Origin of the sequence: Acinetobacter shaoyimingii (genome assembly GCF_011578045.1) — a bacterium.
Classification (GTDB): Bacteria; Pseudomonadota; Gammaproteobacteria; order Pseudomonadales; family Moraxellaceae; genus Acinetobacter; species Acinetobacter shaoyimingii.
The window spans coordinates 42982-62807 of sequence record NZ_CP049801.1 but is presented as its reverse complement, the minus strand read 5'-3'; the positions used below and the strand labels follow the sequence as shown (position 1 = coordinate 62807).

Annotated in this window: 17 protein-coding genes and 1 pseudogene; 2 read left to right on the top strand and 16 right to left on the bottom strand. The window is 40.0% G+C overall.

The window, feature by feature from the left end; translation table 11 throughout:
• Positions 1-170: 170 nt before the first annotated feature.
• The 16 genes and pseudogenes from ilvD to G8E00_RS00240 form a co-directional block, all read right to left on the bottom strand.
• Positions 171-2000 carry a dihydroxy-acid dehydratase gene (ilvD, locus tag G8E00_RS00315; protein WP_166012921.1) on the bottom strand — a complete coding sequence of 610 codons (1830 nt, stop codon included), beginning with the start codon at positions 1998-2000 and terminating at the stop codon, positions 171-173.
• 342 nt (positions 2001-2342) lie between these two features.
• Positions 2343-2765, bottom strand: a complete 423-nt coding sequence (locus G8E00_RS00310; RefSeq protein WP_166012922.1) for a hypothetical protein — start codon at positions 2763-2765, stop codon at positions 2343-2345.
• 17 nt (positions 2766-2782) lie between these two features.
• Positions 2783-3211 (bottom strand): hypothetical protein, encoded by a 429-nt coding sequence (locus G8E00_RS00305; RefSeq protein WP_166221235.1) that lies wholly within the window; start codon positions 3209-3211, stop codon positions 2783-2785.
• 26 nt (positions 3212-3237) lie between these two features.
• Complete coding sequence (locus G8E00_RS00300) at positions 3238-3984, bottom strand: OmpA family protein (protein ID WP_166221233.1); 747 nt, start codon at positions 3982-3984, stop codon at positions 3238-3240.
• A gap of 63 nt (positions 3985-4047) precedes the next feature.
• Positions 4048-5097 (bottom strand): annotated as a pseudogene (locus G8E00_RS16510) (YadA-like family protein); the annotation flags it as partial.
• 3137 nt (positions 5098-8234) lie between these two features.
• A complete protein-coding gene (locus tag G8E00_RS00290; protein ID WP_166221227.1) occupies positions 8235-9476 on the bottom strand; it encodes a hypothetical protein in 1242 nt (413 codons plus the stop codon).
• Positions 9410-10063: a hypothetical protein gene (locus G8E00_RS00285; protein WP_166221225.1), complete on the bottom strand. Its 654-nt coding sequence runs from the start codon at positions 10061-10063 to the stop codon at positions 9410-9412. The genes G8E00_RS00290 and G8E00_RS00285 overlap by 67 nt, the downstream gene beginning before the upstream one ends.
• On the bottom strand, positions 10047-10202 hold the full coding sequence (locus tag G8E00_RS00280; protein WP_166221223.1) for a hypothetical protein: 156 nt from the start codon (positions 10200-10202) through the stop codon (positions 10047-10049). Before G8E00_RS00280 ends, G8E00_RS00285 begins: the two co-directional genes overlap by 17 nt.
• A 104-nt stretch (positions 10203-10306) precedes the next feature.
• On the bottom strand, positions 10307-10978 hold the full coding sequence (locus G8E00_RS00275) for a hypothetical protein (protein WP_166221221.1): 672 nt from the start codon (positions 10976-10978) through the stop codon (positions 10307-10309).
• Positions 10968-11237: a hypothetical protein gene (locus G8E00_RS00270; RefSeq protein WP_166221219.1), complete on the bottom strand. Its 270-nt coding sequence runs from the start codon at positions 11235-11237 to the stop codon at positions 10968-10970. Before G8E00_RS00270 ends, G8E00_RS00275 begins: the two co-directional genes overlap by 11 nt.
• 1 nt (position 11238) lies before the next feature.
• A complete protein-coding gene (locus G8E00_RS00265; RefSeq protein WP_166221217.1) occupies positions 11239-11541 on the bottom strand; it encodes a hypothetical protein in 303 nt (100 codons plus the stop codon).
• A 116-nt stretch (positions 11542-11657) separates the two neighbouring features.
• Positions 11658-11867 (bottom strand): hypothetical protein, encoded by a 210-nt coding sequence (locus G8E00_RS00260; protein WP_166221215.1) that lies wholly within the window; start codon positions 11865-11867, stop codon positions 11658-11660.
• Entirely contained in the window at positions 11821-12147 is a 327-nt protein-coding gene (locus G8E00_RS00255; protein WP_166221213.1) for a hypothetical protein, read from the bottom strand. The genes G8E00_RS00260 and G8E00_RS00255 overlap by 47 nt, the downstream gene beginning before the upstream one ends.
• Before the next feature lie 120 nt (positions 12148-12267).
• On the bottom strand, positions 12268-13128 hold the full coding sequence (locus tag G8E00_RS00250) for a hypothetical protein (protein WP_166221211.1): 861 nt from the start codon (positions 13126-13128) through the stop codon (positions 12268-12270).
• Positions 13125-13394, bottom strand: coding sequence for a hypothetical protein (locus G8E00_RS00245; RefSeq protein WP_166221209.1), 270 nt, complete (start codon positions 13392-13394; stop codon positions 13125-13127). The genes G8E00_RS00250 and G8E00_RS00245 overlap by 4 nt, the downstream gene beginning before the upstream one ends.
• Complete coding sequence (locus tag G8E00_RS00240; RefSeq protein WP_166221207.1) at positions 13372-16875, bottom strand: ESPR-type extended signal peptide-containing protein; 3504 nt, start codon at positions 16873-16875, stop codon at positions 13372-13374. The genes G8E00_RS00245 and G8E00_RS00240 overlap by 23 nt, the downstream gene beginning before the upstream one ends.
• Before the next feature lie 614 nt (positions 16876-17489).
• Here G8E00_RS00240 and fmt point away from each other — a divergent pair.
• Together fmt and rsmB are read left to right on the top strand one after the other, a co-directional pair.
• Positions 17490-18452, top strand: a complete 963-nt coding sequence (gene fmt, locus G8E00_RS00235) for a methionyl-tRNA formyltransferase (RefSeq protein WP_166221205.1) — start codon at positions 17490-17492, stop codon at positions 18450-18452.
• Positions 18449-19753: a 16S rRNA (cytosine(967)-C(5))-methyltransferase RsmB gene (gene rsmB / locus G8E00_RS00230; RefSeq protein WP_166012948.1), complete on the top strand. Its 1305-nt coding sequence runs from the start codon at positions 18449-18451 to the stop codon at positions 19751-19753. The genes fmt and rsmB overlap by 4 nt, the downstream gene beginning before the upstream one ends.
• The last annotated feature ends 73 nt before the right edge of the window (positions 19754-19826 follow it).

Here is a 19826-nt window from a genome sequence, read left to right as displayed (position 1 = left end):
TTATTCATTTTATTGTATAGAAATCCATAACATCGACAATGCTATAAGTGAAATTCACTGGTTTTAAAATGTAATGTGATTTTTTTCATAACATTCCCATAACAAATCATTCACATATAAAAAAACACCCCATTTGGAGTGTTTTTTTAAATCTTTTTTAAATTTATACCTTAGATTTCACGTACCGCACCTTTTGAGGCACTCGTTGTATGCATCGCATAAGCTTTTAATGCTTTTGAAACTTTACGAGGACGCTCTTCAGCAGGCTTCCAACCTTTGGCTTCTTGTGCTTCACGACGTGCTGCCATGGTTGCTTCATCAACAGCCAAGTGAATGCTGCGGTTTGGAATATCAATTTCGATACGGTCGCCATCTTCAACCAAACCAATTGCACCACCTTCAGCTGCTTCTGGAGACACGTGACCAATCGATAAACCTGATGAACCACCAGAGAAACGACCATCGGTTAACAACGCACATTCTTTACCTAAACCTTTCGATTTAAGGTAACTGGTTGGATAAAGCATTTCTTGCATACCCGGACCACCGCGTGGACCTTCGTAGCGAATCACTACCACATCACCTGCGCTAATTTTGCCACCTAAAATTGCTTCTACAGCGGCATCTTGGCTTTCAAATACGCGTGCTGTACCGTTGAATTTTAGGATTGAATCATCAACACCTGCCGTTTTAACGATACAACCATCCAATGCGATATTGCCGTAAAGCACGGCCAAACCACCATCTTGAGAGAAAGCGTTTGCCACGTTACGGATCACACCATTGTCACGGTCACCATCTAGACGTGAATAATAACGATCTTGAGAGAATGCTGTTTGAGTTGGTACACCGCCTGGTGCTGAACGGAAGAATTGATAAACTTCTTCATCTTCAGTACGGATAATGTCCCATTTATCTAAAGCATCTTTTAATGTTTTTTCATGAACGGTTGGCACTGAAGTATCAAGCAGACCAGCACGGTCTAATTCGCCAAGGATTGACATGATACCGCCTGCACGGTGAACGTCTTCCATATGCACATCTTGTTTTGCAGGTGCAACTTTACAAAGAACAGGCACTTTACGTGACAAACGATCGATGTCTGTCATGGTGAAGTCAACTTCCGCTTCGTGTGCTGCTGCCAACAAGTGAAGGACTGTATTGGTTGATCCACCCATTGAAATATCAAGGGTCATCGCATTTTCAAAAGCAGCTTTTGTTGCAATTGAACGTGGCAACAAGCTGTAATCATTTTGCTCATAATGACGTTTGGTAATTTCAACAATAAGTTGACCTGCACGCTCAAATAATTTTTTACGGTTTGCATGTGTCGCAAGCGTAGAACCATTACCCGGTAAAGATAAACCTAAAGCTTCAGTTAAACAGTTCATTGAATTCGCTGTGAACATCCCTGAACATGAACCACATGTTGGGCATGCAGAACGTTCATAAGCCGCCACTTCTTCATCTGTGAAGTTATCATCTGCAGCAACAACCATCGCATCTACAAGGTCAATCGCGTGTTCATTGCCACGGATTTTCACTTTGCCCGCTTCCATTGGACCGCCTGATACAAACACTACAGGAATGTTCAAGCGCATAGATGCCATCAACATCCCTGGGGTGATTTTGTCACAGTTTGAGATACACACCATTGCATCTGCACAATGTGCATTGACCATGTATTCAACTGAGTCAGCAATCAAGTCACGTGAAGGCAGTGAATACAGCATTCCATCATGACCCATCGCAATACCATCATCCACAGCAATGGTATTAAATTCTTTGGCTACACCACCTGCTTGTTCAATTTGACGCGCTACCAATTGACCTAAATCTTTCAGATGCACATGACCCGGTACAAACTGCGTGAATGAGTTGACGACAGCAATAATTGGCTTACCAAAGTCTTCATCTTTCATCCCTGTAGCACGCCATAAACCGCGTGCGCCAGCCATATTTCTTCCGTGTGTCGATGTTTTTGAACGATAGTCAGGCATGTGTATTTCCAACAAGTTGAGCTTGAAATGAATGTTTTATCATCCATTCTGGCTAAATAGTACTAATCTAATATAGGTTTAAATGATTTTAAATTTAGGCATATATTACTACAGCTCAGTCATGAACATTGCATCACTGAGCATTAGAAACCTAAATGTTTGCTCATTCCTATTTTATGAATCTTGGCTACTGCTTATGCGACTAATATAAACCGATCTAAATGAATTAAATACAAAACTTTCATGAATATTTTTTAAATTTTGCATAAAAAAAAATTATACAAAACTAAAAATGGCTTCATCTGGAGTCCTTTATTATTTAAATCATTATTTTTAACCGTATTACATTTTATTAAAGAATAATCCAGTGCATTTTTTTCCTTCGATATCGGTGCATAATTCAGCAGATCGAGGAGAAATCCATTTTAAAGAAAGACGAATATCGGCATTTGTATAGTCATTCACTTGACCACCACAACCTGCTTTTTTATTGTCATTCACTACTTTCATTGCAAGTACATCTAAATCCGTTGCTGTCTTAGAACGTAAAACAGCGAACTCACCACTCATACTTTTCTGTTTAGTTGTATAAGTAAATTTACCTGGCTTAGTAAAAGTATAAGTTTCTGTGCATTTTGATTGCGCATTATAAACTGACCAATTTCCCCAAAATACTTGATCTAAGCTTATTTTAGATTTATCTAATGCCATTACATTTGATGTTAACCCTAAAATAAATCCAGTTAATACAACTTGCTTAAACATAATATACCCCATTCCTTTTATTTTTCAGGTACTAAATACACTGAACATTGCTTACCCAAACTATCATTACAAAAAAAGATTTTTTTGTCTGATACTCTTTTCAAAAAATTTGTTGTGGATGTACCCGCCTGATTTGTTGCATTATTAGCACAATCAGCTTTTTGATTATCCGTTTCAAAACTAATTACTATTGCAGGTAACTCAAAATGATTACCTGCTTCAATAAAATGATATGTGCCTGTCACTATTTCCTGATTACTCGAAATAAAAACTTCATTTGTAGTAGGTTTAAATCTGTAATGTTCAATGCATGCTGTCCCCGATTGAACAAGTCCCCACTTCTGAGTACTCGATAAATTTTTTTCAATACTTAAAGTTTCTGCAACAGTTATCGTTGAGAACAAAAGAAATGGAAAATAAATCCAAACTTTTTTAGGTTGCATCATTCTTTTTATCTGCTTCAAAATTTTCATTACCATTGGATATATACTCTACGATTGGGAGCAAAACATTCAATTTGTTCATGTTTTTTATAATTAGATTTACACTGACTAAATTGGTCTGTTTGCACCATTGAATTCAACTGAATTCGATTTTCCTTTACACCATGCTGAATTAATGCAGTCTTTACGGTCTCAGCCCGTTTTTTTAGTAATTTCTGATTGTAACTGTGTGAACCTAATGGATCTGAATATACCGATACATTTACAGCTTCAATGTTATTGTTAGAATTGATTTTCTCAGCAATTTTTTTAATTTGTTCAAAATTTTTAATACTCTCTAGATCTGATTGATCAAAATAAAAAAATAAAGATGCAGTGTTTGCTATCCTATCAATAAGTCCCTGACAGTACTCTCCTTTCCAAGATAAACGTTTACTTAAGTAACGATTATCGAAATCTATTCTTAGCTGACATCTTTTATAAGTTTGTTGACTAGGTTGCCAAATATCTAATACATAATTCCAAATTTTTACATTAAATAATCCTTCTGAAAAATGTGGATTTCCTAAAATAAAACGGATTTGATCTTTATTTAAACCTAAATCCAAAAGTTGTACTTGATCCAATTGATAACGCTGAACCTGTTTTAAATAACTTTTTTGTGGATTTGGGAAAATAATATTCTTGTCTTCATCTGTTGCATTTACAATAGAACAGATAGATATAAGTAAGCTAGGAAGTAAAATCACTCTTAGTAAATTTTTAGTTATTTTCATTTTTATCCCCAGAAAACTAAAAAAGGAAAGGAAGATCTCAACAGATCCTCCTAAATTTAAACCTTAATCAATGACACCACTAATACCAATTCGGAAACTTGGATCACCCTGTGATGCAGCTGCAATACCGCCTGTCATTGACCAACGTCCATTGTCTGCAGTCTTACGTAAAGTCACCCCTACAGCATTTTCACCACCATGGTATGCCCCAGCAGCAGAATAGCTTAATTTACCTGCAACATAAGGAGCAGACTCCATTGCCATTGCCGCTGCAATCCCCGCATTTGCACGCTTTTCAATATCATTAATGCGTTTATTGGTGTTATAGAAGGACTGTTCAATATTGGTGACAATATTATCAATCCGACTATTTGTATTCTGATTAGCTTGATCAAGTGCGTTAATTGCATCACCAACATTACGATAAGCATCAGCATTTCCACCAACATAATAGCTTGGTGCTTCAAAGGTTTCATTGCTATAAGATGCTCCTCCACCCAAATACTGAACCAGCGCCTGATTGGTTGTATTTAATTGTGAACCATTCACTGCCTGTGTTGAGCTTTCATTAACTGCACCTTTGTCGAGCCCGGTAATTATACGTTCACCATCAGTTCCCGTAATATTGACCACTTTACCCGCAGTATTTTTCGCAACTGTAATATCTGAAGTCGAATTCACCTGATTCACTAAACCAATACTGCCGTTATTGATACTTTGTTGGATATTGTCAATGTCGGTTCGGTTTTGATTTACTTGCTGCTGGACACCCCAAAGCTGACTGCCATTAACCGCATCTTTAGATGTTTCAGTCACATTCCCCTGAGCGACATTGGTAATCGTAGTTGCATCTGTACCATTCCCAAGCGTAATACTATTTTTATTGACACTACCATCTGGATTACGATCATATTGAACCACGCCATCTGTCAGTTGATTAATTTCATTATTAACTTGATTGATGGCACTTTGTAATTGACCTTCAGTTGCCGCTCGATCGGCTTGAACATTGGTTCCCGTCCAAGTGGTATTCGACAGTCCTGTTACCGAACCATTACTTACGTTCGTAGTTCCAACTTGCACACTTCCGTTGGCACCAAGATCCACATTATTTGCAAGTCCAACACGAATCGTTCCATCCGATTCCACTTGGGTATAAATGTTTTTACCCTGATCGGACTGGGTGCTAAATGCACTATTGCCTTCAGCGCCTTTAATTGAAATGCTAGTTCCCAGGGTTGCCTTATGCGCAGTACCACTATTTGCAGTAAAGGTTAAACCTTTATCTACCACATCTAATACAGCATTATTTAGATCACCCGCATTGACCACTTTGGTCGCATTATCGACATTGGTGTAGTCACCTGCACTTGCCAAATTACTGATGGTTGTACCACCTGTGGTGGAAATTTTATTGGTCGTTGCATCCTTGGAAACAATAGCCTCAGGTGCAGCAAGGACAATATTTTGATAATCAACAACCGTATTGCCATTTTGTTCCGAGGTTGCATATTTCACAGCAGTATTATTAGTCTCAATCTGTGCTTGAGAGACTTGTTGAAGTTGACCTTCCGTTGCCGCTCGATCAGCTTGAACATTGGTTCCCGTCCAAGTGGTATTGCTTAAACCTGTAACCGCACCATTTACGATAGATGTTGAACCAACCAGAATACTGCCTTGCACACCTAAATCTAGATTATTTGCCAATCCAATACGAATGGTGCCATCTGTTTCCACCTGGGTATAAATGTTTTTACCCTGATCAGACTCGGTGCTAAATGCACTATTGTCTTCAGCGCCTTTAATTGAAATGCTGGTTCCCAGGGTTGCCTTATACGCAGTACCACTATTTGCAGTAAAGGTTAAACCTTTATCTACCACATCTAATACAGCATTATTTAGATCACCCGCATTGACCGCTTTGGTCGCATTATCGACATTGGTGTAGTCACCTGCACTTGCCAAATTACTGATGGTTGTACCACCTGTGGTGGAGATTTTATTGGTCGTTGCATCCTTGGAAACAATAGCCTCAGGTGCAGCAAGGACAATATTTTGATAATCAACAACCGTATTGCCATTTTGTTCCGAGGTTGCATATTTCACAGCAGTATTATTAGTCTCAATCTGTGCTTGAGAGACTTGTTGAAGTTGACCTTCCGTTGCCGCTCGATCAGCTTGAACATTGGTTCCCGTCCAAGTGGTATTGCTTAAACCTGTAACCGCACCATTTACGATAGATGTTGAACCAACCAGAATACTGCCTTGTGCACCTAAATCTAGATTATTTGCCAATCCAATACGAATGGTGCCATCTGTTTCCACCTGGGTATAAATGTTTTTACCCTGATCAGACTCGGTGCTAAATGCACTATTGTCTTCAGCGCCTTTAATTGAAATGCTGGTTCCCAGGGTTGCCTTATGCGCAGTACCACTATTTGCAGTAAAGGTTAAACCTTTATCTACCACATCTAATACAGCATTATTTAGATCACCCGCATTGACCACTTTGGTCGCATTATCGACATTGGTGTAGTCACCTGCACTTGCCAAATTACTGATGGTTGTACCACCTGTGGTGGAAATTTTATTGGTCGTTGCATCCTTGGAAACAATAGCCTCAGGTGCAGCAAGGACAATATTTTGATAATCAACAACCGTATTGCCATTTTGTTCCGAGGTTGCATATTTCACAGCAGTATTATTAGTCTCAATCTGTGCTTGAGAGACTTGTTGAAGTTGACCTTCCGTTGCCGCTCGATCAGCTTGAACATTGGTTCCCGTCCAAGTGGTATTGCTTAAACCTGTAACCGCACCATTTACGATAGATGTTGAACCAACCAGAATACTGCCTTGCACACCTAAATCTAGATTATTTGCCAATCCAATACGAATGGTGCCATCTGTTTCCACCTGGGTATAAATGTTTTTACCCTGATCAGACTCGGTGCTAAATGCACTATTGTCTTCAGCGCCTTTAATTGAAATGCTGGTTCCCAGGGTTGCCTTATACGCAGTACCACTATTTGCAGTAAAGGTTAAACCTTTATCTACCACATCTAATACAGCATTATTTAGATCACCCGCATTGACCGCTTTGGTCGCATTATCGACATTGGTGTAGTCACCTGCACTTGCCAAATTACTGATGGTTGTACCACCTGTGGTGGAGATTTTATTGGTCGTTGCATCCTTGGAAACAATAGCCTCAGGTGCAGCAAGGACAATATTTTGATAATCAACAACCGTATTGCCATTTTGTTCCGAGGTTGCATATTTCACAGCAGTATTATTAGTCTCAATCTGTGCTTGAGAGACTTGTTGAAGTTGACCTTCCGTTGCCGCTCGATCAGCTTGAACATTGGTTCCCGTCCAAGTGGTATTGCTTAAACCTGTAACCGCACCATTTACGATAGATGTTGAACCAACCAGAATACTGCCTTGTGCACCTAAATCTAGATTATTTGCCAATCCAATACGAATGGTGCCATCTGTTTCCACCTGGGTATAAATGTTTTTACCCTGATCAGACTCGGTGCTAAATGCACTATTGTCTTCAGCGCCTTTAATTGAAATGCTGGTTCCCAGGGTTGCCTTATGCGCAGTACCACTATTTGCAGTAAAGGTTAAACCTTTATCTACCACATCTAATACAGCATTATTTAGATCACCCGCATTGACCGCTTTGGTCGCATTATCGACATTGGTGTAGTCACCTGCACTTGCCAAATTACTGATGGTTGTACCACCTGTGGTGGAGATTTTATTGGTCGTTGCATCCTTGGAAACAATAGCCTCAGGTGCAGCAAGGACAATATTTTGATAATCAACAACCGTATTGCCATTTTGTTCCGAGGTTGCATATTTCACAGCAGTATTATTAGTCTCAATCTGTGCTTGAGAGACTTGTTGAAGTTGACCTTCCGTTGCCGCTCGATCAGCTTGAACATTGGTTCCCGTCCAAGTGGTATTGCTTAAACCTGTAACCGCACCATTTACGATAGATGTTGAACCAACCAGAATACTGCCTTGTGCACCTAAATCTAGATTATTTGCCAATCCAATACGAATGGTGCCATCTGTTTCCACCTGGGTATAAATGTTTTTACCCTGATCAGACTCGGTGCTAAATGCACTATTGTCTTCAGCGCCTTTAATTGAAATGCTGGTTCCCAGGGTTGCCTTATGCGCAGTACCACTATTTGCAGTAAAGGTTAAACCTTTATCTACCACATCTAATACAGCATTATTTAGATCACCCGCATTGACCGCTTTGGTCGCATTATCGACATTGGTGTAGTCACCTGCACTTGCCAAATTACTGATGGTTGTACCACCTGTGTGGAAATTTTATTGGTCGTTGCATCCTTGGAAACAATAGCCTCAGGTGCAGCAAGGACAATATTTTGATAATCAACAACCGTATTGCCATTTTGTTCCGAGGTTGCATATTTCACAGCAGTATTATTAGTCTCAATCTGTGCTTGAGAGACTTGTTGAAGTTGACCTTCCGTTGCCGCTCGATCAGCTTGAACATTGGTTCCCGTCCAAGTGGTATTGCTTAAACCTGTAACCGCACCATTTACGATAGATGTTGAACCAACCAGAATACTGCCTTGCACACCTAAATCTAGATTATTTGCCAATCCAATACGAATGGTGCCATCTGTTTCCACCTGGGTATAAATGTTTTTACCCTGATCAGACTCGGTGCTAAATGCACTATTGTCTTCAGCGCCTTTAATTGAAATGCTGGTTCCCAGGGTTGCCTTATACGCAGTACCACTATTTGCAGTAAAGGTTAAACCTTTATCTACCACATCTAATACAGCATTATTTAGATCACCCGCATTGACCGCTTTGGTCGCATTATCGACATTGGTGTAGTCACCTGCACTTGCCAAATTACTGATGGTTGTACCACCTGTGGTGGAGATTTTATTGGTCGTTGCATCCTTGGAAACAATAGCCTCAGGTGCAGCAAGGACAATATTTTGATAATCAACAACCGTATTGCCATTTTGTTCCGAGGTTGCATATTTCACAGCAGTATTATTAGTCTCAATCTGTGCTTGAGAGACTTGTTGAAGTTGACCTTCCGTTGCCGCTCGATCAGCTTGAACATTGGTTCCCGTCCAAGTGGTATTGCTTAAACCTGTAACCGCACCATTTACGATAGATGTTGAACCAACCAGAATACTGCCTTGTGCACCTAAATCTAGATTATTTGCCAATCCAATACGAATGGTGCCATCTGTTTCCACCTGGGTATAAATGTTTTTACCCTGATCAGACTCGGTGCTAAATGCACTATTGTCTTCAGCGCCTTTAATTGAAATGCTGGTTCCCAGGGTTGCCTTATGCGCAGTACCACTATTTGCAGTAAAGGTTAAACCTTTATCTACCACATCTAATACAGCATTATTTAGATCACCCGCATTGACCGCTTTGGTCGCATTATCGACATTGGTGTAGTCACCTGCACTTGCCAAATTACTGATGGTTGTACCACCTGTGTGGAGATTTTATTGGTCGTTGCATCCTTGGAAACAATAGCCTCAGGTGCAGCAAGGACAATATTTTGATAATCAACAACCGTATTGCCATTTTGTTCCGAGGTTGCATATTTCACAGCAGTATTATTAGTCTCAATCTGTGCTTGAGAGACTTGTTGAAGTTGACCTTCCGTTGCCGCTCGATCAGCTTGAACATTGGTTCCCGTCCAAGTGGTATTGCTTAAACCTGTAACCGCACCATTTACGATAGATGTTGAACCAACCAGAATACTGCCTTGCACACCTAAATCTAGATTATTTGCCAATCCAATACGAATGGTGCCATCTGTTTCCACCTGGGTATAAATGTTTTTACCCTGATCAGACTCGGTGCTAAATGCACTATTGTCTTCAGCGCCTTTAATTGAAATGCTGGTTCCCAGGGTTGCCTTATGCGCAGTACCACTATTTGCAGTAAAGGTTAAACCTTTATCTACCACATCTAATACAGCATTATTTAGATCACCCGCATTGACCGCTTTGGTCGCATTATCGACATTGGTGTAGTCACCTGCACTTGCCAATTACTGATGGTGTACCACCTGTGGTGGAGATTTTATTGGTCGTTGCATCCTTGGAAACAATAGCCTCAGGTGCAGCAAGGACAATATTTTGATAATCAACAACCGTATTGCCATTTTGTTCCGAGGTTGCATATTTCACAGCAGTATTATTAGTCTCAATCTGTGCTTGAGAGACTTGTTGAAGTTGACCTTCCGTTGCCGCTCGATCAGCTTGAACATTGGTTCCCGTCCAAGTGGTATTGCTTAAACCTGTAACCGCACCATTACGATAGATGTTGAACCAACCAGAATACTGCCTTGTGCACCTAAATCTAGATTATTTGCCAATCCAATACGAATGGTGCCATCTGTTTCCACCTGGGTATAAATGTTTTTACCCTGATCAGACTCGGTGCTAAATGCACTATTGTCTTCAGCGCCTTTAATTGAAATGCTGGTTCCCAGGGTTGCCTTATGCGCAGTACCACTATTTGCAGTAAAGGTTAAACCTTTATCTACCACATCTAATACAGCATTATTTAGATCACCCGCATTGACCGCTTTGGTCGCATTATCGACATTGGTGTAGTCACCTGCACTTGCCAAATTACTGATGGTTGTACCACCTGTGGTGGAGATTTTATTGGTCGTTGCATCCTTGGAAACAATAGCCTCAGGTGCAGCAAGGACAATATTTTGATAATCAACAACCGTATTGCCATTTTGTTCCGAGGTTGCATATTTCACAGCAGTATTATTAGTCTCAATCTGTGCTTGAGAGACTTGTTGAAGTTGACCTTCCGTTGCCGCTCGATCAGCTTGAACATTGGTTCCCGTCCAAGTGGTATTGCTTAAACCTGTAACCGCACCATTTACGATAGATGTTGAACCAACCAGAATACTGCCTTGTGCACCTAAATCTAGATTATTTGCCAATCCAATACGAATGGTGCCATCTGTTTTCCACCTGGGTATAAATGTTTTTACCCTGATCAGACTCGGTGCTAAATGCACTATTGTCTTCAGCGCCTTTAATTGAAATGCTGGTTCCCAGGGTTGCCTTATGCGCAGTACCACTATTTGCAGTAAAGGTTAAACCTTTATCTACCACATCTAATACAGCATTATTTAGATCACCCGCATTGACCGCTTTGGTCGCATTATCGACATTGGTGTAGTCACCTGCACTTGCCAAATTACTGATGGTTGTACCACCTGTGGTGGAATTTTATTGTCGTTGCATCCTTGGAAACAATAGCCTCAGGTGCAGCAAGGACAATATTTTGATAATCAACAACCGTATTGCCATTTTGTTCCGAGGTTGCATATTTCACAGCAGTATTATTAGTCTCAATCTGTGCTTGAGAGACTTGTTGAAGTTGACCTTCCGTTGCCGCTCGATCAGCTTGAACATTGGTTCCCGTCCAAGTGGTATTGCTTAAACCTGTAACCGCACCATTTACGATAGATGTTGAACCAACCAGAATACTGCCTTGCACCTAAATCTAGATTATTTGCCAATCCAATACGAATGGTGCCATCTGTTTCCACCTGGGTATAAATGTTTTTACCCTGATCAGACTCGGTGCTAAATGCACTATTGTCTTCAGCGCCTTTAATTGAAATGCTGGTTCCCAGGTTGCCTTATCGCAGTACCACTATTTGCAGTAAAGGTTAAACCTTTATCTACCACATCTAATACAGCATTATTTAGATCACCCGCATTGACCGCTTTGGTCGCATTATCGACATTGGTGTAGTCACCTGCACTTGCCAAATTACTGATGGTTGTACCACCTGTGGTGGATTTTATTGGTCGTTGCATCCTTGGAAACAATAGCCTCAGGTGCAGCAAGGACAATATTTTGATAATCAACAACCGTATTGCCATTTTGTTCCGAGGTTGCATATTTCACAGCAGTATTATTAGTCTCAATCTGTGCTTGAGAGACTTGTTGAAGTTGACCTTCCGTTGCCGCTCGATCAGCTTGAACATTGGTTCCCGTCCAAGTGGTATTGCTTAAACCTGTAACCGCACCATTTACGATAGATGTTGAACCAACCAGAATACTGCCTTGTGCACCTAAATCTAGATTATTTGCCATCCAATACGAATGGTGCCATCTGTTTCACCTGGGTATAATGTTTTTACCCGGATCAGACTCGGTGCTAAATGCACTATTGTCTTCAGCGCCTTTAATTGAAATGCGGTTCCCAGGGTTGCCTTATGCGCAGTAACTATTTGCAGTAAAGGTTAAACCTTTATCTACCACATCTAATACAGCATTATTTAGATCACCCGCATTGACCGCTTTGGTCGCATTATCGACATTGGTGTAGTCACCTGCACTTGCCAAATTACTGATGGTTGTACCACCTGTGGTGGAGATTTTATTGGTCGTTGCATCCTTGGAAACAATAGCCTCAGGTGCAGCAAGGACAATATTTTGATAATCAACAACCGTATTGCCATTTTGTTCCGAGGTTGCATATTTCACAGCAGTATTATTAGTCTCAATCTGTGCTTGAGAGACTTGTTGAAGTTGACCTTCCGTTGCCGCTCGATCAGCTTGAACATTGGTTCCCGTCCAAGTGGTATTGCTTAAACCTGTAACCGCACCATTTACGATAGATGTTGAACCAACCAGAATACTGCCTTGTGCACCTAAATCTAGATTATTTGCCAATCCAATACGAATGGTGCCATCTGTTTCCACCTGGGTATAAATGTTTTTACCCTGATCAGACTCGGTGCTAAATGCACTATTGTCTTCAGCGCCTTTAATTGAAATGCTGGTTCCCAGGGTTGCCTTATGCGCAGTACCACTATTTGCAGTAAAGGTTAAACCTTTATCTACCACATCTAATACAGCATTATTTAGATCACCCGCATTGACCACTTTGGTCGCATTATCGACATTGGTGTAGTCACCTGCACTTGCCAAATTACTGATGGTTGTACCACCTGTGGTGGAAATTTTATTGGTCGTTGCATCCTTGGAAACAATAGCCTCAGGTGCAGCAAGGACAATATTTTGATAATCAACAACCGTATTGCCATTTTGTTCCGAGGTTGCATATTTCACAGCAGTATTATTATCTCAATCTGTGCTTGAGAGACTTGTTGAAGTTGACCTTCCGTTGCCGCTCGATCAGCTTGAACATTGGTTCCCGTCCAAGTGGTATTGCTTAAACCTGTAACCGCACCATTTACGATAGATGTTGAACCAACCAGAATACTGCCTTGTGCACCTAAATCTAGATTATTTGCCAATCCAATACGAATGGTGCCATCTGTTTCCACCTGGGTATAAATGTTTTTACCCTGATCAGACTCGTGTGCTAAATGCACTATTGTCTTCAGCGCCTTTAATTGAAATGCTGGTTCCCAGGGTTGCCTTATGCGCAGTACCACTATTTGCAGTAAAGGTTAAACCTTTATCTACCACATCTAATACAGCATTATTTAGATCACCCGCATTGACCGCTTTGGTCGCATTATCGACATTGGTGTAGTCACCTGCACTTGCCAAATTACTGATGGTTGTACCACCTGTGGTGGAGATTTTATTGGTCGTTGCATCCTTGGAAACAATAGCCTCAGGTGCAGCAAGGACAATATTTTGATAATCAACAACCGTATTGCCATTTTGTTCCGAGGTTGCATATTTCACAGCAGTATTATTAGTCTCAATCTGTGCTTGAGAGACTTGTTGAAGTTGACCTTCCGTTGCCGCTCGATCAGCTTGAACATTGGTTCCCGTCCAAGTGGTATTGCTTAAACCTGTAACCGCACCATTTACGATAGATGTTGAACCAACCAGAATACTGCCTTGTGCACCTAAATTAATATTTTTAGCTAGTTTGACGGTTAAAGTATCTACACCATTTGATACAACACCAATATTATTATCTGTTAGCAAGCTTGGAGAGGTTACACCTCCTGTAATTTTTGTTGTTTCTCCAAGCAAACGTGTAAAATCGTTATTTACGCCACTTGAAGCGTCTCCTGAAAATTTGAGACCCGATGCTTTTAACTGAGCTACATTAACAGCATCAGTATCATTTGTTCCTGCTGCCACACTGGTGATTTGTCTGGTGACTATGGTTCCATTACCTACGGAAACTGCAGCATTTGTCGCCTTCCATGTAGAGGATGTATTTGTAGAATTCGCTTTTTTTGCTACATCGTAGCCAGCCGTTCCAGCTGCTCTATCAGCTATAGATTGATAACCTAAAGCAACACCACCCACTTGCGTAACATCAGATTGAGTTCCCAAAGCCACAGCATAAGACTTATCGATATCAACACTGTTTCCAAGAATAAAAACATCTGTAGTACCAGTCGCTATTTTATTATTATTACCAACAGAATATGAGTTATTTCCATTAATCGTACTTGGGTCTCCTATCGCACCTGAGTTATCTCCCTTAACAATGTTACCTTTACCAATACTGATAGACTGATTACCAAGCGCTTGAGCGCCATATCCTATTGCAACAGAATACAAACCTTCACTATATGCTCGACCTAAAGCGACTGAAGAGTCTCCTGCAGCAGTTGCACCAGCACCAATAGCATTTGAAGCATTACCTGTAGATAAAGCGCTATATCCTATGGCTGTTGAATTTGATTCTAATGCTATTGCTGCACCAGAAGACAAAGCATTGTAAATCGCTAAAGCTTTTTCTCCGGTTAAACTTTTTGAAACTCCATTTACAGTAAAGTCTACGCTAGTTATTTTTCCTCCAGAATCAAGTGTGAAAACAAAATCTGCTGCCGAACCATTTCCATTATTTTTTGCCACGCCTTTTATCTTGGTATCGCCAGTGTCGTAAACTTTATCTAAAACAATTTGTCTTAGTCCATTATTGTAATAAGGAACATCATTATTATTATTATCTTTTTGAAGAGTAATATTTTTAAGCTCCTTCCCTCCAGCACCACCACTAAATGCTAAAGATGCATTACCTAATGCTGCTGCGCCATTACCTATAGCGGATGACGCAGCACCTAAGGCATTACTATTGTAACCCATCGCTAATGATGCATTACCTGAAGCTTTAGCGTTCGATCCAACGGCTGTTTCATTATTACCCTTGGTATAAGAAGCGATGCCTATAGCAATTGAACCACTACCTGTAGATTGTGATTGCCCCCCAATTGCTATAGCATCATTTCCTAATGCTATTGCCCCTGCTGTAGCATTTCCACCAATAGCAATAGCACCATCTGCACTTGCTTTTACAGCCTTATCTGTTTCATTCCCCCCAATTGCCACTGTATATTTCCCTGTGGATGAAGCAGCGTTACCTATTGCTGTAGCAAACTCTTGCTGAGCCTTTGCATCACCACCGACTGCGACAGCTTTTTTGAATGTTGCTTGAGAAGAAGTTCCTATTGAAAAAGCATTGTTCCCTGTAGCTAAACTACTCGCTCCTATTGCAAAAGCACCATTACCCACACTTTGCGAGTTATAACCTATTGCAACAGAGTCCATATTAGTTACACTAGCATTATTCCCTATCGCCACAGATCTTATAGCTTCAGTTGAGGTTAACTTTGCATTGGATCCTAATACAATACTATTATTAGCAATAGCTTGAGTATTTAGTCCTATCGCAACTGTATTGTCACCACTAGCAAGTGATTCCGCCCCAATAGACACTGAGTTAATACCCGTAGCCTGAGCACCTGCTGTAGCATTTCCACCAATTGCAACAGCCCCGTCTGCACTTGCTTTTACAGCCTTATCTGATTCATTCCCCCCGATCGCTACTGCATATTTCCCAGTGGATGAAGCAGCATTACCTATTGCTGTTGTAAATTCTTGTTGAGCTTTAGAATCAGCACCAATTGCAATAGCTTGTTTTATTGTTGCTTTAGCAGAGGTTCCTATTGAAATAGTGTTATCAGCACTCGATTCACTCGTCCGCCCCAAAGATAAAGAGTTATTCCCTGTAGCACTAGATCCAGAACCAAGAACTACTGAATAATTTGCTGAAGCACTGCTGTCACCTATGGAAATTGAGTTCGTAGCCGATGCTATAGACTGTTTACCAATAGCAATAGCATTGTCAGCCGAAGCATTTGCAGATGCTCCAATAGCGGTACTATAGTTTTGTGAAGCATTTGCACCACTACCAATGGCTAAACCAGCAATTCTACTCGTAACTTCAGCATTAACACCTATAGCTACAGCTTGTGTAGTTAAGGATGTTGTTTTAGATTTAGCCCCTATCGCCACACTACTATCATTGACATCATAAGTCGCCGAGTCTGCTGATGCCTCCGTTCCCAAAGCAAAGCTTTGTCCCCAACTTCTAGCATTTTTCCCTATCGCAATTGAGTTTATATCCTGATAGCCACCCGATGCTTGGGCACCATCTCCAAGTGCGATACTCCCTGAACCATAAACAACTGTGTTGCGTCCAATAGCAATAGCGCCTTCAGGATTCACATTAGATAAAGTACTTATTCTAGCTGAGTCCCCTATAGCAATAGATCCATTACCTGATGCAAGTGAATTACCACCAATAGCAATTGATTTCTCACCTGGAGCAGAGGCTAAATAAACACCATTCCCTATTGCTATAGATGAACTACTTGAGCCTGTTGTGTATGCAGTACCACTAGGATTATTACCGCCACCAGTACTTGTGTTAATCCACGCAGCACCAATACTTGGGCTAAAAGTTACCATCATTGAAACGCTGACAGTTCCAACAATCGCTTTCACTTTTGAAGATTTCGTTTTTCCTTTTGCCAGCTCAGAAACAGCCACCCATGTCTCTAGAGTTGAATTCCAAATCACTTTATAGACTTTATTCATTTATATTTCCCCATGGGCTTTCTTTTGTTTTTAATTTCTACAGATTTTTGAATCTTTTTTTAAAATCTTCGTTCTCTTAAAGTTCTTTCAAGAATGATTATTGATTAGCATTTAAATTTTTAACAAAAGTCCTTATAAATCATATGATAATTTAATTTTAAGAGGGGCAATGCTTGAATTACTTCTCCCTTTTAAAAGCTTTGCTTCTTATCTTGTGTAAGGAGTTCGAATTTTCATCATAAATTTCAAATAGCAAAAAACCACTTATGAAATAGATCTATTAATTAATATATTTTTATTTAACATCATTCGTACAATTTCATCAATTTTTAAACATTAAAAATCAAATTTTATTCTACTTTTTTGTTATTCATACCAATAAAAAAATTAAATATATATATTTATTAAACTCTTACTTTAAATAAATTACACTTTTTATTATTCTTTTTAATATAAATTAATTATATTTTTAATTTTATTTATAATGTTTTTCATTATTTTAAATTCGTGTTTTTTATTTTATTTAAATATAAATGATGAAAATAAAACTCAAAATTTAACAGCTGAACTGAGCTTTGCTATAATAGAAAGCTTCTTAGTTATAGAGCCTACATGTGAAAATCATCTTTGCTGGAACTCCTGAATTTGCAGCAAATGCTTTAGCAGCATTGTTAAACACCGAACATGAAATTGTCGCTGTCTATACTCAGCCAGACCGTAAAGCTGGGCGTGGTCAAAAGTTGACAGCATCAGCGGTTAAACAATTGGCTCTAGAACACAATTTACCTGTGTATCAACCTCTACATTTTAAATCTTCAACGGAAGAAGGCTTAGCTGCACAAAAAGAATTAGCAGCTTTAAATGCCGATGTCATGGTGGTTGCGGCTTATGGTCTCATTTTACCTCAAGTGATTTTAGATACTCCGAAATACGGCTGTCTCAACATTCATGGCTCTTTACTACCACGCTGGCGTGGTGCTGCACCCATTCAACGTGCAATTGCTACAGGTGATCAAGAAACTGGCGTGACCATCATGAAAATGGCAGCGGGTTTAGATACCGGCGATATGATGTTGAAAACCCTCTGCCCGATTGAAGCCACAGATACCTCTGCAACACTGCATGACAAATTGGCACAACAAGGTGCTGATGCATTGGTTCAAATATTAGAAACTGAAGAAACGCTGAAACATTATTTAGAAAATCGTGAAGTACAAGACGAAGCTTTCACGGTTTATGCCCATAAACTTTCTAAAGCTGAAGCACAGATCGATTGGAAGCAAACAGCAATCGACATTGACCGAAATATCCGTGCATTTAACCCGTGGCCAGTGGCATTTACGCCACTTGATGAAAGCAACAATCTACGTGTTTGGAATTCATTATTGTCTACTCAAACATCAAATACTGCTCAGGCAGGCGAAGTGATTGCACTCGATAAACAAGGTGTCCATGTCTTATGCGGAGATGGTAAAGCCGTGTGCTTAACCCATCTACAATGGCCAGGTGGTAAGCCTTTAAATGCTGTTCAAATTAATCAAACACAAAAACTATCTGTAGGATATATATTCGCATGAGCCAAATTCAATCATCATCTAAAAATTTGAATTTGCGTGCACAAGTCGTAAAAACACTTCTAGCTGTACAAAATGGTCAATCATTGGCATCTGTTTTAAATCAGCATATCAATATTGTGTCTGAACGTGATCGTGGTTTGTATCATGAACTCACTTTGGGTTGTTTACGTCAATGGCATGGTCTTAAAGCCATCACATTGCCTTTACTGACTAAGCCTTTAGATAATGCAGCTGTAGAAAGCTGCTTATATTTAGGTTTATACCAAATTTTATGTACGCGTATTCCAGCGCATGCTGCTATTTCAGAAACAGTGACAGCAGCAAAACAACTGGGCTTTGAACCACTTAGTGGTCTAGTCAATGCGATTTTGCGTCGAGTTTCACGTGAAACAGAGGAATTTAGTGAAGGTCTTGAGCAAGCACATGGTTTACCAAGTTGGTTATTCAAGCGCTTAAAGAAAGACTGGAAAGAACAACTTCCTGAAATTTCATATCATTTAAAGCAAACTGCCCCACTGACTTTACGTGTAAATATCAATCAAGTCAGCCGTGCTGAATATCTTGAAATTTTACATGAGGATGGCTTTGAAGCACGCCTATGTGAACTTTCAGACGTAGGTATTGTGCTCGAACAAAACGTACATATTCCGAATCTACCTGGCTATGAAGAAGGTGGTTTTTCGGTACAAGATGAACATGCACAACTTTGCGCGACTTTATTGCCTAATTTAGAAGGTCAAGTTGTTGTTGATGCTTGTGCTGCACCTGGTGGTAAAACAGCGCATATCTTAGAAAAATATAGCCCTAAAAAGTTGTATGCGATTGATCAGGATTCGAAACGCCTGGTTCGTGTTGCAGAAAATTTAGAACGCTTAGGTTTAAATGAATACGCAGATGTTGAAATCTTGGCAGCCGATGCAACAACTTGGCAAGCCCCTTCTGAGGTGGACTGTATTGTGCTTGATGCACCTTGTTCTGCTATTGGTGTGATGCGTCGTCATCCAGATATTCGTTTATTACGTCAATCAAATGACATTGCCAAAACTGTAGAATTGCAAAAAGCCATTCTTGAAAATATGTGGCAACAACTTAAAGTCGGTGGCACATTGCTTTACATTACCTGTTCGATTTTAAAAGCTGAAAATGAGCAGCAAATGATTGATTTCTTCACTACACACTCAGATGCTGAAGAAATTAAAATTGAGGCAGATTGGGGTATTGAACAAGTCCATGGTCGTCAGTTATTCCCAGAAACAGATCGTGGTGATGGCTTCTATTACTGCTTAATCAAAAAAATCTAAATTTGATGGGCAATGATTCAATTGAAAAGGTGGCTCAAGCCACCTTTTTTATTTTTCATATTCTTTCATCTGA